The organism is Pseudomonas sp. B21-047, assembly GCF_024748775.1.
GTDB lineage: Bacteria > Pseudomonadota > Gammaproteobacteria > Pseudomonadales > Pseudomonadaceae > Aquipseudomonas > Aquipseudomonas capeferrum.
In genome coordinates this window covers 2,952,480-2,966,693 of sequence record NZ_CP087169.1, presented here as the reverse complement: position 1 = coordinate 2,966,693, position 14,214 = coordinate 2,952,480, and the positions used below count along the sequence as shown (strand labels likewise).

8 protein-coding genes and 2 pseudogenes are annotated in these 14,214 nt (G+C 61.0%); 6 read left to right on the top strand and 4 right to left on the bottom strand.

Going from position 1 to position 14,214, the window contains the following annotated elements; genetic code table 11:
• Window positions 1–103 precede the first annotated feature (103 nt).
• The 4 genes and pseudogenes from LOY26_RS13325 to LOY26_RS13310 all read right to left on the bottom strand — a co-directional run.
• Complete coding sequence (locus tag LOY26_RS13325) at window positions 104–1,240, bottom strand: DUF6708 domain-containing protein (protein WP_258714885.1); 1,137 nt, start codon at window positions 1,238–1,240, stop codon at window positions 104–106.
• Window positions 1,240–3,912 (bottom strand): annotated as a pseudogene (locus tag LOY26_RS13320) (T6SS effector BTH_I2691 family protein). The gene LOY26_RS13325 and the pseudogene LOY26_RS13320 overlap by 1 nt, the downstream one beginning before the upstream one ends.
• Before the next feature lie 11 nt (window positions 3,913–3,923).
• Window positions 3,924–4,802: a DUF4123 domain-containing protein gene (locus LOY26_RS13315; protein WP_309475615.1), complete on the bottom strand. Its 879-nt coding sequence runs from the start codon at window positions 4,800–4,802 to the stop codon at window positions 3,924–3,926.
• Between the two features lie 9 nt (window positions 4,803–4,811).
• Window positions 4,812–6,977, bottom strand: a pseudogene (locus LOY26_RS13310) (type VI secretion system Vgr family protein); the annotation flags it as partial.
• Window positions 6,978–7,394: 417 nt separating this feature from the next.
• Here LOY26_RS13310 and LOY26_RS13305 point away from each other — a divergent pair.
• The 6 genes from LOY26_RS13305 to LOY26_RS13280 all read left to right on the top strand — a co-directional run bounded on the left by LOY26_RS13305 (window position 7,395) and on the right by LOY26_RS13280 (window position 14,170).
• The gene (locus tag LOY26_RS13305) at window positions 7,395–8,135 is read left to right on the top strand and encodes a gluconate 2-dehydrogenase subunit 3 family protein (RefSeq protein WP_258714884.1); all 741 of its coding nucleotides are present in this window, start codon (window positions 7,395–7,397) and stop codon (window positions 8,133–8,135) included.
• A 3-nt stretch (window positions 8,136–8,138) separates the two neighbouring features.
• Complete coding sequence (locus LOY26_RS13300) at window positions 8,139–9,923, top strand: GMC family oxidoreductase (RefSeq protein ID WP_186653491.1); 1,785 nt, start codon at window positions 8,139–8,141, stop codon at window positions 9,921–9,923.
• 21 nt (window positions 9,924–9,944) lie between these two features.
• On the top strand, window positions 9,945–11,228 hold the full coding sequence (locus tag LOY26_RS13295) for a c-type cytochrome (protein WP_408980773.1): 1,284 nt from the start codon (window positions 9,945–9,947) through the stop codon (window positions 11,226–11,228).
• A gap of 138 nt (window positions 11,229–11,366) precedes the next feature.
• A complete protein-coding gene (locus tag LOY26_RS13290; protein ID WP_258714882.1) occupies window positions 11,367–12,389 on the top strand; it encodes a LacI family DNA-binding transcriptional regulator in 1,023 nt (340 codons plus the stop codon).
• A gap of 64 nt (window positions 12,390–12,453) precedes the next feature.
• Window positions 12,454–13,227: a sugar phosphate isomerase/epimerase gene (locus tag LOY26_RS13285; RefSeq protein WP_258714881.1), complete on the top strand. Its 774-nt coding sequence runs from the start codon at window positions 12,454–12,456 to the stop codon at window positions 13,225–13,227.
• Window positions 13,220–14,170, top strand: a complete 951-nt coding sequence (locus tag LOY26_RS13280; protein WP_186665441.1) for a sugar kinase — start codon at window positions 13,220–13,222, stop codon at window positions 14,168–14,170. The genes LOY26_RS13285 and LOY26_RS13280 overlap by 8 nt, the downstream gene beginning before the upstream one ends.
• Window positions 14,171–14,214 lie beyond the last annotated feature (44 nt).

Below are 14,214 nucleotides of genomic sequence, written 5' to 3'. Positions count from 1 at the left end.
CGAGCGTTTGGGTGAGCGAGTCCATGGGGGTGTGCCTCAGGCCTTGGTGCGCAGGTATTGCTGCACGTTGTCGATAAGCGCGGTCCGCTGCTTGCGTGAGCTTTTATGTCGGTATTTTTCGCGCTTTGGGTGTACGCGGTTTACGTGGCTTTTTCGCTGGGCGCTTGCCAGGTTTGAGTTGCCAGCGGTCAGCATTGGCGAGCAGGCGCTCTTGGACTTCGGGCGGGTAGTCACTCAAAGTAGTGGGTGAAGGCACGGGTTTACCGGGCAAACCGGCCTCACGGATCACCTTCGGCCAGCGGGGTCGCCAGCACAGCAGCAGGCTGACCCAGTGCGCGGTGCCGATGATGACGAAAGCGGGCCAGACCATGAGCATTGCAAGTTTGAACAGCCAACTGCTTTTGCGGAAGAAACGGCCAAGGCCTTCGAACTGGGCGCTGAATGCCTGGATGGGCGAGGGTAGCTGGGTACTCAAGCGGGGGCGGGGGACGGCGTGCGGGCCTTCTTCCATGTAGCGGCGGATGAATTCCCATTCATCACGGAGTTCACTGCCGCCCTGGCCTTGTTTGCCGAGTAGGGCGATTTCAATGTGGGGAAGGCTGGTGCGGCTGGGATGCCAGATCAGGCCAAGTCTCATTCCCACGCTGAGCGAGTCATCCTCTGGGTAGAGTCCTGTACTTCCGGTGGTTTTCCAGGGAAATGTTACGATGCCGCCGCAATAACTTGGTCTATGCAGGTGGACCTGTTGTGTTATTCGGTTGAAGCGAATGAGCAGATGGCGGCTGGTCAGCATTTCCAGTCGGGTTAGATGTATGCCATATTTCGAATACAAGTAAAATATAGTGGCCGAGATAAATAACATTATAAGTGTGGTGAGTATCGTGATTAATGAGCGGCTTTCGTGATCGGTTATGTCCATCCATATAAAGCCTATGGTCATGATTGCAGACATAACGATGATCGGCGCAATCCCTCCAAGAGTCGCGAGCGTAATAAGACCACGTTTTTCTTCAGACCCTCCGCAGCGAATTTCCAGAAATGTCTCGTTAAAAGCGAAAACGGGACCTCTAGTATGAGGCGTTTCGCTTACGGATTGGAAATGCATCTCTTCTTCTAAGTCACGCTGGTAAAAATCTTGATCAGCACGTTTTTCCGCAGGAGTCATCTCTGCTTCGAGCGCGTCGCGTGCAGATTCAGACTGGGTTGCCATTCGCCAAAATCCCCATTCGATCAAATACATTATGAAACCTCCCTGAACGCTGAATGCAATGCTATTAATTCTTCCTGTTCTTCATAGGCATTTGAGCTTCTTCCAATGCGAAAGCTACTGCGCTTGCACCACTTTTCCAAGCTGTCGTCTTCAAACAAATAAATCAATATCGTTAGGGCTAGGCCTGCCCAGAAGGCACCTAAAACTAAGCGGGCAAGTACTAGGCGGGCGGTTTGCGTTCCTAGTGATTTGGCGAGTGATCCGGCGGCAGAGGCCAGCATCCTTACAAACTTAGTCCTAGCGTTACGGGATAAATGGTCAAAAAGTGGTTTGGCAATTGCGACGGCTGTTCCCAATTCAGCCAGTGTGAGTGTGATAGTCGCCGCCGCTCGTACAAAATAGGTAATAGCCAAGAGCTTGGAGTTTTTTTTGCTCTGTCCGATAGGTCTATCCAGACTATTCTTGAAATGCTCAGATGCATCCGCAAAATCCCACCACGCCAATACCAGCCCTCCCATCCCAGCCAACCCAGCCCCCCAAAGCTTCAATCTCCCCAACGTCGCCGCAGCGCCTCTCCCGGTCACGCTATTCGCGCCATACCTCACCACCACCTGATCCACATAACTGGCGCCAACTTCAAACCCGGCCGCAGCCGTGGTCATGGCCGCTGCCAGAATCTCGGTCTTCACCCGCGCATCACTGTCGGGCAGCTCTCGCGCCTTGAATGCCATCAGCATCCCTTCCAGTAGGCAAACCAACCCGGAGACACGCACTTTGTAGAAATCACTGCTGTTGACCTGCATCAGCCCTTCAGCTCAGGCCTGATCCAGATAGCGTGCAACCTGAGCACCGCTGCGCTGTGCATTCAGTGGTTGCCCACTGCGAGCAGCGTCGCCCAGGCGAATGTCGACAGCCGTTTCATGCACCGATGCAAACAATGTCAGGCGCAGCCCATGGTGCAGGGCGCGGTCCATGCTGTTTGGTGACCCGGTACGCAGCACCTGCCGTCCCAGCGCGACGTACCAGGCATGCAAACCGATGCTGGCAGTGCTGTTCCTGCTCTGTAGCTCTTCATACAGGGTATTGATACGCCCGAAGGCATTCGCCGCAATGTGCGCTTGGCGGGCGAGCGCTTCACGCAACACGAACGATGTCTCTGCCGGCGGTTCGGCCTTGGCCGCTTCCTGCAACGCTGCTAGCGCTTCCCGGATGTCGTCCTGGTTATAGGTGATGCCGCGCATCGCCAGGTTGCAGCGGTCCGCCACATCGCTGCGCCACCAGTGGTCAAGGATGGCCGTGCCCAGTTCGCTGAGCTCCATGCCGATCACGCACTGGCCGGTCTGTTCGGCAAAGGCCAAGCCATTGATCAGGTCGGCGTTGTCGTAGCGGTCCAGCGTTTGTAGCAAACGCTCGCTTGTCACCCAGTGGGCATGGTCCTTGGCGCGGTCCTGTGCAGCCTGCTGGGCCTGCTGCATCGCCTGCTCGAAGCCTTCGAGCTGATCGTGCATGGCCTGGCGGTCGACCAGATGGCCGTATTTCTCGTCGAACTTCTTGCTGAATTCGCCAGCATCCTGACGGGCCTGGACCTTGGCGCGGACTTCGCGCTCGAACTGCGCGAGATGAGGTTTCATCTGTTCGTCATGCGCGTCGGCCTGCTGCCTTGCGCGTTCGGAAAACGCATAGAACTCCACGGGCGTGGCTGGCTGGTTGCGGATGGTCTCAGCCATGACCTGACGCTTGACGATCTGCTCAGCCACCATCTGCGGGTAGAGCTTTTCTATTTCCAGGAACGATTGCGCGACCAGCAATTTGCGCTCGTTGTCCACGCCAGGTTCCACGGTGCGCTGCAGCCATGTCGTCTTCACCTCCTCGACGGCTGCGTTGCGCCAGGCATTGAGCTCCTGAGTGATGCCGATGGCGTCTTCGATCACGATGGCGGCGCCACGGGGTTTGGTTTGATGCATAAGCGGCGCCAGGGCTTGCCGTGAGGCATGCGGCGATACGATCTGGTCGTTGTTGAATGGCTGCAGGTCCAGCAGCGCCTGCAGCTGTGCATCGTCTTGCGCCTTGAAGTCAGCCACCCAGCCCAGTTGATCGTGCTTGAGTACGTTTGGCTGAGGCGGTGCATCCGAAGGCTGAATGAAGCGGGCGATATCGATGGAGGGCAGGCTGTTGCGATACTCGTCTTCCAGCAGGCGGTAGTTGTCGAGCATGCGCGGTGTGAGCGGGGAGGGGCTGAACAACGGGCGCAGTTCCTGGATGTCGTCCAGGTCGTAGAGGGTGATGGTCCAGCCGAATGCGCTCAGGATGTCGTCCAGGTTGCCTGTGCTGGGGGCAGGCTCCCAAGGGGCGTCGGCGTTGATGTACAGCAGTGAGCCATTGGGCGCTACACGGTACTGGCTGTGCCATTCGTAGGCCGGCGCGCTGTAGCGTTTGATCAGCAGGTAGAGAAAGCCTTCGCGCAGCGGGCGGATGGCATAGCTGGAGTGGGTCAGTTCACCCACATCCTGAAAGGGGCTGAGGTAGCCTGGCAACTTGGGCAAGCGGGCGCGCTGTGCCGAGTTGCCGCCGACAGCGGCATAGCGCAGGGGCAGCAGTTCGAAGCGGCGTGTGCAATCGGCGACAGGGCTGTTACGTAGTGCTGGGCGGTAGCCGGCTGTAACACGTCGGCACAGTTCGAGCGTTTGGGTGAGCGAGTCCATGGGGGTGTGCCTCAGGCCTTGGTGCGCAGGTATTGCTGCACGTTGTCGATAAGCGCGGTCCGCTGCTCGCGTGTCGCAGCGATTGCTTCCTGCCAGGCCGGTGATGTGCTCAGCTGTTCACCGTCGCGCGCCGTCATCAGTACATAGGTGATGAGGTCCTCTTCACGGTCCAGGCCTTGCTCACGTGCCTGATCGAGGTAGTGCTGGATCAGGCCAACCCGTGTGCCGTGGCAAGCAGCGGCCAAGGTGGGGCAGGACTGCTCGCCCTTCAGTACCTCGGCAAGTTGGTAGCTCAGTGGGTCTCCCGCCAATGCAGCCCAGCAGTTATCGTCCAGCGTGATGGGCGTGATGTGTGCAGGTGGCGCTTGGTTGCCGCCGGCTATCTTCAACCACAGTGTTTTGTGCGGGTCCGCCACGGGTGCCCACCAGTGATAGATAGGCGCCAACCACTCGCTGACCCCAGGCAACTGGCGGTGTGCAGCCAGCACGCCAAGGGCTGCAGCGGTGTGGTAGCGCATAAGGTACGCCTGGCCATCTGCACCGGTGACGATGTTGCCCTGGCTCAAGTGTCGGGCGAGCAGGCCAGGTGGCAACGCGCTGACTATCCAGCCGCATACCGCACCCACTGCGCCTTGTTCGAGCTGCCATTGAAAGTCGTATTGGGCTGAGACATCAGAACCAGGGCGCGAACCGAATAGCCAGGGCCCTACTGCTCGCAAGTTGCTGAATTGAGCTTGCTGCAACAGTGGCCAGCAGCGCCCCGAGTAATACTCGGTCAGCTCTTCACGAATTTGAGGTGAAAGATCGGCCATTTCGACAATGGCGCTCAGGCGATACCGATCGGAGGTTCTCAGTACCTCGACCAGTGCTCTGACGAAAGGGCTCGGCATCAGTGGGTGCCCCCCCATGCGGATCATGTTGTGGCCATCCGCGATCGCTTTCAGCATGCAGCTGAGGCAAATGGGCTCGCCGGGCTCCGGTATACCGGCGGTCGACGTTGTACGTTGGCTGCCCACTGCCTGCTGGCTGACCGGCCCTCTGAACGCGAGTGCCACGCCATCCAACGTCACACCGGCCCCATCGATCCGCAGCAGCCCGCCCGGGCTTCTGATTGTGAGGCTCTCGCTGACCTGTATGTCGTACACCTTGGTGGTGTGCCGGATGGCTTCCCCGGTTTGCAATAGGTTATGACCTGCCACCACTTGTTCGAGGTGGCCACCGATCTCTACCGTGTGGTTGGCTTTGGTGAAGTCCTGGCGGTGATTGCCAACTTTTTCGATCCGGTCCTGCCCTGTGACGATGGTATGGGTTCGGCCGATTGAAAGGCTGTCGTCATTGCCAATTTCGTGTACGCGGTTTTGGCCAATGCTGAGTGATTCGTCTTGGGCGACATCTTCCCGGCGGTCCCGGCCAATCGAAATCGTTTCGTCTTGCTCCACGCGCTCGGCGCGATTGTTGCCGACCTGCGTGGTTTCGTTGTGCTTTACAACGTTGTTCTGGTCCCGTTCTGCGTGGATGAACACTTCTTGTCGGCCCAGTTCGTCTTCGAAGCGCAGCTCGTTGTAACCACCGCCCTTGTGGGTCTGGCTCTTGATGGTCATGCGCGTCTTGTGTTCGGGCAGGTCGTAGGGCGGAAGCTGATTGCCGCAGTAGGTACGGCCGGTGATCATCGGCTGGTCCGGGTCGGCGTTGACATACTGGATGATCACGTCCTGGCCGATACGCGGGATGGCCATCGAGCCCCAGCTACCACCGGCCCAGCCTTGCGAAACCCGCACCCAGCAGGAGCTGAATTCATTGTTCTCGCTCTCCCGGTCCCAGGGGAAGCTGACCTTGACCCGGCCCCACGAATCGCAATAGATCTCCTCGCCAGGCGGGCCGACGACGGTTGCCATATGCGGGCCGTCGATGCGCGGCTTGGCCAGCGGCGCCGGGCGCCACTCGGCTCTGCCCGGCACCAGCACTGCGGCCTGCGAGTAACGAGTACCTTGCTGGGCGCCCGCGGCTTCCTCCTGCAGGCTGGTAAACTGGGTACCTTCATGGTGCACGTTGATCACACGCCAGTGCACGTTCAAGTCGTCCCGAGGGTGCTCGATAAGGGTGAAACTCAGCCCCGGTTGCAGGCGCACATCATCGCCTTCCACTTCGGCAATGCGGGCATCATGGCGCAGAGCGGTTATCCGGGTGGCTGTGAAGGGCACGCCGACAGCGTCACGCTTGTAGCGGCCGGGGTAGTCGAAATACTCGTACGCTGTAGATTGATGTTTCAGGTCACTGGCTTCTGCGCGATGCTCCTGCCGGTAGGCCGGGTTGGTGAAGGTGTAATCCCGTTGCACCTGGCGCGCAGTACGCACCTGCTCGCTGTAGCGCAACCGGTGCAGGCAAGGCATGGCCTGGTCCCCACCCCGGTTGGAACGGTACAGCACCTGGTTGGGGTCGATGTCGTCGTCATCGAAGCCTTCATCGTCGTCGCGCTGGATGACACCACGGCTGATCTGCCCCAGCCACAGCAAGCGGTCGGTGAAGAGCAGCATGTGTTGCTTCGGCGTGTGCTCGAAGCGGTAGACGAACCCTTCTTCGGCAGCCAGGCGGGCGATGAAAGCGAGATCGGTTTCACCGGCTTGCACGCAGAACTCGCGTACTTGATGCTCGCCGCTGCTGTTCAGCTGAAAATGAAGGATGCCTTGGCGCTTAAGCATGATTTCAAGTATTTGCGGCGCAGTCTTCTGCTGGAAGATGCGCCAGTTGGAGCGCAGCCCGGCGCGCGCCAGCATGGGTTCGACCAAGGCGCGATAACGTGTGCGGCAAAAACCTGTGTCGCCTTGGCTGAAGGTGCTGACCAGGCCGTGCACGTAGCGCAGCGCGCGCTCCCCACGCCAAATGGTAAACAGCACAGGTTTGTCGAGCAGTTGGCCGAAGTCGACTTCATCGTCGAAGCTGATCAGCTCCAGGTTCAGCTGGTAGGGTGTACTTATCGCTTCGTTGAGTTCGAACGAAACCACTTCGAATTCACTCTGACCAGCCAGCGGCTGGAAGGTGAAGTAAAAGTCGGACTGGCTGGGCATGCGGATTCCCTCGAAAATCAGGCAGCGTCTGCAAAGGGCATGGGCCACCCGTGCGATCAGACATAAGCATTTAGCTGGAGCCTGAACACTAACGAGGAATCAGTTCACTGGAGAGTATTGAGCGTCCTAAACAGTTGTAGGAAGTTTCGTTTTTTACTTTGCTAGGAAACTATTGGTTGCGGCTAGAGAAGGTGGTGGGTGCTTTAAAGTGCCGGGTGTGAAAAACCTTGGCGAGCCACGGATTCCCGCAGCTGGGCTTTAGCTGTGGCCAAAAAGTCAAGCATGAAACCGGTTTCAAAACATTTCTGAAAGCGTTAGATTATTCGGCTGTCTTCTTGATGGCCTATCAAGATCCCCCCCACATTGAACATCAGACGGTTCGTTTCGAGGCCGCCCCCAAGCCGATGAGGATTCGTAATGCCTGAACATGCCCCCGATAACCCACGCAGGGACTTCCTGCGCAAGACCTTGACCCTGATACCCGTCGTGACCGTGGCCAGCACGGGGTTGGGCGTGGGTGCCAGCCAGTTGCTTGCGGCCCCGCAGCACGCACCCAAAGTGCCTGCCACGCCGCCGGCGGGGCACTACCAGCCGACCTTTTTCACCGTCGAGGAGTGGGCGTTTCTGCAAGCCGCTGTTGCCCGTATCATCCCCGCCGATGAGCTTGGCCCTGGCGCGCTTGAGGCCGGCGCCGCCGAATTCATCGACCGCCAGATGAATACCCCGTATGCAACCGGCGCGCAGTGGTACATGCAGGGGCCGTTCAATGCCGACGCCGCCCCAGAATTGGGTTATCAGTTGCAACTCAGCCCGCAACAGATCTATCGCCTGGGCATCGCCGCCGTGGATGACTGGTGCAAAGCCAACTCCGGACACCTTTTTGCTGAGCAAGATAGCGCTACCCGGGACCGTGTTCTCGCCAAGGTGGAAGCCGGTGAGCTGGTTTTCGACGCGCTTCCGGCCAAGCTGTTTTTCAGCTTACTGGTGCAGAACACCCGCGAAGGGTTCTTCTGCGACCCGGTTCACGGTGGCAACAAAGGCATGGTGGGCTGGACCCAGATCGGTTTCCCCGGTGCTCGGGCCGACTTCATGGACTGGGTCGAGCGCAATGAGCCGTACCCGTTTCCGGCGGTGTCCATCCGCGGCGAGAGGGCCTGAACCATGGCGAATGTGTTGAAGAAAGTTGATGCTGTGATCGTCGGTTTCGGCTGGGCCGGCGCGATCATGGCCAAGGAGCTTACCGAAGCAGGGCTGCAGGTCGTTGCTCTGGAACGTGGCCCGATGCAGGATACCTACCCCGAGGGCAGCTACCCGCAGGTGATCGATGAACTCACCTACAGCGTGCGCAAGAAGCTGTTCGTCGATGTGTCGAAAGAGACCGTCACCATCCGCCACAGCGTCAACGATGTCGCGTTGCCCAACCGCCAGCTGGGCGCGTTCTTGCCAGGCAAGGGCGTAGGTGGCGCGGGCCTGCACTGGTCTGGTGTGCATTTTCGGGTAGACCCGATCGAACTGCGCATGCGCAGCCACTACGAAGAGCGCTACGGCAAGGCGTTCATCCCCGAAGACATGACCATTCAGGACTTCGGCGTCACGTATCAGGAGCTTGAGCCGTACTTCGACTTTGCCGAGAAGGTCTTCGGCACCTCGGGCCAGGCCTGGACCGTCAACGGTACGGTGGTCGGCGCGGGGAAGGGCGGCAACCCCTATGCCGCTGATCGCTCCAGCCCGTTCCCGCTGCCCGCACAGAAGAACGTGGTGTCGGCAAAACTGTTTGAAAGGGCCGCGACCAGCCTGGGCTACAAACCGTACAACCTGCCTTCGGCCAATACCTCCGGGCCCTACACCAACCCCTACGGGGCGCAGATGGGGCCGTGCAATTTCTGCGGTTTCTGCAGTGGCTACGTCTGCTACATGTACTCCAAGGCCTCGCCCAACGTGAACATTCTGCCGGCGCTGCGCCAGGTACCGAATTTCGAGCTGCGCGCCAACGCCCATGTGTTGCGGGTGAACCTGGACGACAGCAAACGCAACGCCACCGGCGTGACCTACATCGACGCGCAAGGGCGGGAAGTGGAGCAGCCGGCGGACCTGGTCATCCTCGCGGCCTTCCAGTTCAACAACGTGCGCCTGATGCTGCTATCCGGCATCGGCAAACCGTACGACCCGGTCAAGAACGAAGGCGTGGTCGGGCGCAACTTCGCCTACCAGAACATGGGCACGGTCAAGGCGTTCTTCGACAAGGACACCTACACCAACAACTTCATCGGCGCCGGTGGCAACGGCATTGCGATCGATGACTTCAACGCAGATAACTTCGACCACGGGCCATATGGTTTCGTCGGCGGCTCGCCCATGTGGGTGAACCAGGCCGGCAGCCGCCCGATCGCCGGCATCGCCAACCCGCCCGGCACGCCCGCCTGGGGCAGCGCCTGGAAAAAGGCCACCGCCGACTACTACACCCACCAGGTGTCGATGGACGCACATGGCGCGCACCAGTCGTACCGGGGCAACTACCTGGACCTGGACCCAACTTACCGCGATGCCTTCGGCCAACCGTTGCTGCGCATGACCTTCGACTGGCAGGAAAACGACATCAAGATGAACCAGTTCATGGTCGACAAACTCAGCAAGGTCGCCCAGGCGATGAACCCCAAGTCCATTGCCGTGCTGGGCAAAAAGGTCAAGGAACACTTCAACACCGCCAGCTACCAGACCACTCACCTCAACGGCGGCGCGATCATGGGCACAGACCCCAAGACCAGCGCACTGAACCGTTACCTGCAGAGCTGGGACGTGCCCAACGTCTTCGTCCCGGGGGCGTCTGCGTTCCCGCAGGGGTTGGGTTACAACCCGACCGGGCTGGTGGCGGCCCTGACGTATTGGTCTGCCCGCGCGATCCGCGAGCAGTACCTGAAAAACCCTGGCCCACTGGTTCAGGCTTGAGGAGCGATGAGCATGAAGACAATGTTGATCGCAACGGCCCTGTGCGCTGCAAGCCTGACGGCTCATGCCGACAATACGCTGATCAAGCAGGGCGAATACCTGGCGCGCGCAGGTGACTGCGTGGCCTGCCACACGGCCAAAGGCGGCAAGCCGTTCGCAGGCGGGCTGCCCATGGAAACCCCCATCGGCACAGTGTACTCGACCAATATCACGCCTGACGCCAGCGGTATCGGCAATTACAGTTTTGAAGACTTTGACCAGGCCGTGCGCCATGGCGTTGGCAAGGACGGCAGCACCTTGTACCCCGCCATGCCGTACCCCTCGTATGCGCGCGTCAGCGATGACGACATGCGTGCGCTGTATGCCTACTTCATGCAGGGCGTCGAGCCGGTTGCCCAGCCCAATAAGGCGACGGATATTCCATGGCCGTTGAGCATGCGTTGGCCGTTGGCGATCTGGCGCGGGTTGTTCGCCCCAGAAGTGAAAGCCTGGCAGGCCTCGGCGGCTGCCGACCCGGTGGTCAATCGCGGCGCCTACCTGGTCGAGGGGCTTGGCCACTGCGGCGCCTGCCATACCCCGCGCGCCTTGACCATGCAGGAAAAGGCGCTGAGCCCGCAGGATGGCGAGCAGTTTCTGGCAGGTAGCGCCCCGCTTGAGGGCTGGATCGCCAAGAGCCTTCGCGGCGACCACAAGGATGGCCTGGGCAACTGGAGCGAAGCGCAACTGGTGCAGTTCCTCAAGACTGGCCGAAGCGAGCGCAGCGCCGTGTTCGGCGGCATGAGCGATGTGGTCGAGCACAGCATGCAGTACATGAGCGACGCAGACCTCACCGCCATTGCCCGTTACCTCAAGACGTTGCCCGCGAGCAATCCTGACGACAAGCCGCATGTGTATGACAAGCAGGTCGCACAAGCGCTTTGGAACGGCGATGACAGCAAGCCCGGCGCGTCGGTGTACATCGACAACTGCGCGGCCTGCCACCGTACCGATGGGCACGGCTATACCCGGGTATTCCCGGCGTTGGCCGGCAACCCGGTGCTGCAGACGGCCGATGCGACCTCGCTGATCCATGTGGTACTGGCCGGCGGCACGGTGCCTGCCACACACACGGCCCCGTCGAACTTGACCATGCCGGCGTTCGGTTGGCGGTTGAGTGACCAGGAAGTGGCGGATGTGGTCAGTTTCATACGCACCAGCTGGGGGAACCAAGGTGGGGCGGTGAAGGCGGGCGAGGTCGCCAAGTTGCGGACCGATGACATGAAGCGTACGTCTGGGGATGACCTTGGGCAGGTGACAACCCATTAACCCTCAGGGGGGGCGCTCTGCGCCCCTCACACTTGGCTCAAGGTAAATCCCGACGAACGGTAGGTGACTAAATGCGCCGGTTTTGATGTATTGAAACCGGTTTCATACCGTCACCGACAATAATCACAAGGGACACCGATGACCGACATGCCTGCCAATGCCCGCGAGCGGGTGACCATCAGCGAAGTAGCCCGTGTCGCCGGTGTATCCAAAGCCACCGTGTCGCGCTACATCGGGGGTGATCGCCAGTTGCTGGCCGAGGCCACCGCCAAGCGCCTGGCAGAGGTCATCGAGCGCCTCGGCTATCGCCCCAACCAGATGGCCAGGGGCCTGAAGCGCGGGCAGACCCGGCTGATCGGCATGTTGGTGGCGGACATCCTCAACCCTTATTCGGTAGCGGTGATGCATGGCGTCGAAACCGCCTGCCGCCAGCACGGCTACAGCCTGGTGGTGTGCAACACCAACCGCGACGACGAGCAGGAGCGCCATCACCTGGTGGCCCTGCAGTCTTACAACGTCGAGGGGTTGATCGTGAACACCCTCGGCCATCATCCCGGCGAACTGCTCAACCTGCAGCGCGAAATCCCCATGGTCCTTGTCGACCGTCAATTACCTGAACTCAAGGTCGACCTGGTCGGGCTGGACAATGCCGATGCCGTCGAACAAGCCCTGGACCACCTGCAGGCGCAGGGCTACCGCGACATTCTGGCAGTCACCGAACCCCTCGACGGCACCAGTTCGCGTGTTGAGCGGGTGCAGGCGTTCGGTGCGTCCATCAGCCGGCGTTCAGGGATGCGCCACCAGGTGCTGGAAGTCACCCCAGGCCTGGCAGCCGGCCTGGCTTCGTTTCTTGCGGCCAGCGGCCATGGCCCGCAGGCCATCTTCACCTGCAACGGCGTGGCCACGCTGGCCGTTACCCGCGCCCTGCACGACTCGGGTTGCAGCTTGTTCGAAGACGTCGGCCTGATCGCCCTCGACGAACTGGACTGGTACCCCTTGGTCGGTAGCGGCATCACCGCATTGGCCCAGCCCACCGAGCGAATCGGCGTGGCCGCCTTCAACTGCCTGCTCGACCGCCTGCGCGGCGAAAGCGCGGCACCCCGACGTATCGACTTCAAAGCCGACCTGATCATCCGAGGCTCAACACATTCACGCGAATGAACCACAGGCACGTGGCGTTTAGGCCGTGCCGAAAAATGAAACCGGTTTCATAAGGACAATAACAATGCGCTCGAACCCCGTTTCCATCAGTCTTTCCAGCTACGGCGCCACCTTGGTACGCCAGCGCGGCCAGGCGCACTTTCTGGGCTTGCTGGCCGCCGCAGGCGTTGCCCGTGTCGAATTGCGCGAAGAGCTGTTCGACAGTGCGCCGGACACCGCCGCGCTGGTCAACGCCATCGCCGCGTCAAAGCTCGAATGCCTTTACTCGACACCCCTTGAACTGTGGACCGAGCAAGGCCTGCCCGATGCCCGGCTGACACAGAAACTGGCGTTGGCGCGCGCACTAGGCGCGGTCGCGTTGAAGGTGTCCCTGGGGCACTACAACGACCGCTGCGATGTGGGGGCGTTGGCAACGCTGATACCTCACGACGGCCCTGTGTTGTTGGTCGAAAACGACCAGACCGAGCAGGGCGGGCGCATCGAGCCGATGCGCCGGTTCTTCCAGCGCGCCGACGACCTTGGCCTGGCGCTGGGCATGACCTTCGACATCGGTAACTGGCAATGGCAAGCGCAATCGGCGCAGCAAGCGGCCCGCACGCTTGGGCGCTGGGTGCGTTATGTGCACTGCAAGGCGGTCGAACGCAAGCCTGACGGTCGGCTGGCCGCAGTGCCCCCGCAAGTTGAAGACCTGCTGGCCTGGGAGGCCTTGCTGGGCGAGTTCACGCCCGGTGTGGTGCGTGCGGTGGAATACCCCTTGGTCAGCGACGATTTGCTGACATTGACCCGTGCTCAGGTCGCCGCTCTGTCCAAACTGGGCGAGGAGGTGAGCCATGCATGAGCATGACGTGCTGTGCTTTGGCGAGACCATGGCCATGTTCGTGGCAGAGCAGACCGGCGACCTGGCGCAGGTCGGGCAGTTCGGCAAGCGTATCGCTGGTGCCGACAGCAACGTGGCGATCGGCCTGTCGCGCCTCGGCTTCAAGGTCCGCTGGCTGAGCCGCGTTGGCGACGACTCGCTAGGCCGCTTCGTTCTCGACAGCCTGCGCCGCGAAGGGCTGGACTGCACTGATGTCGAAGTCGACTGCAAACACCCCACCGGCTTTCAGCTCAAGGCCCGCTGCGAGGATGGCAGCGACCCCGCCGTGGAGTACTTCCGCGGCCACTCCGCGGCCAGCCTGCTATCGCCGACCCAGGTCCGCCCGCATTGGCTGCAGGCCCGGCATCTGCACGCCACCGGCATCCCCTTGGCGCTTTCGACCGGATGCAGGGCGTTGTCCCACACGCTGGTGGACGCCATGCGCGCGGCCGGGCGCAGCATTTCGTTCGACCCCAACCTGCGCCCCTCGCTGTGGCCAGACCGCACGTGCATGGTCCGCGAGATCAACGCCCTGGCTGTCAAGGCCGACTGGGTGCTGCCCGGCCTGGAGGAGGGGCGCCTGCTGACTGGCCAGCACACCCCGGCGGACATCGCCGCGTTCTACCTCGACAAAGGGGTGGAGCTGGTGGTGATCAAACTGGGTGATGAGGGCGCCTATTTTCGCACCGGCAGATGCGAGGGCCAGGTGGCTGCGGTGCCGGTGGCCAAGGTGGTGGACACCGTCGGCGCCGGTGACGCCTTTGCCGTCGGTGTACTCAGTGCCTTGCTCGAAGGCCGCGAACTGCCGCAGGCGGTGGCACGCGGCAACTGGTGTGGCAGCCGCGCCGTGCAGTCGCGCGGCGATATGGAAGGCTTGCCGCTGCGCCGCGAACTGGAGGAGCACGACCTGCGCAGGCGCGCCTGACGGCCTGATCCCGAACCCTTGGTACCTGTTGCAACAAAAACAAA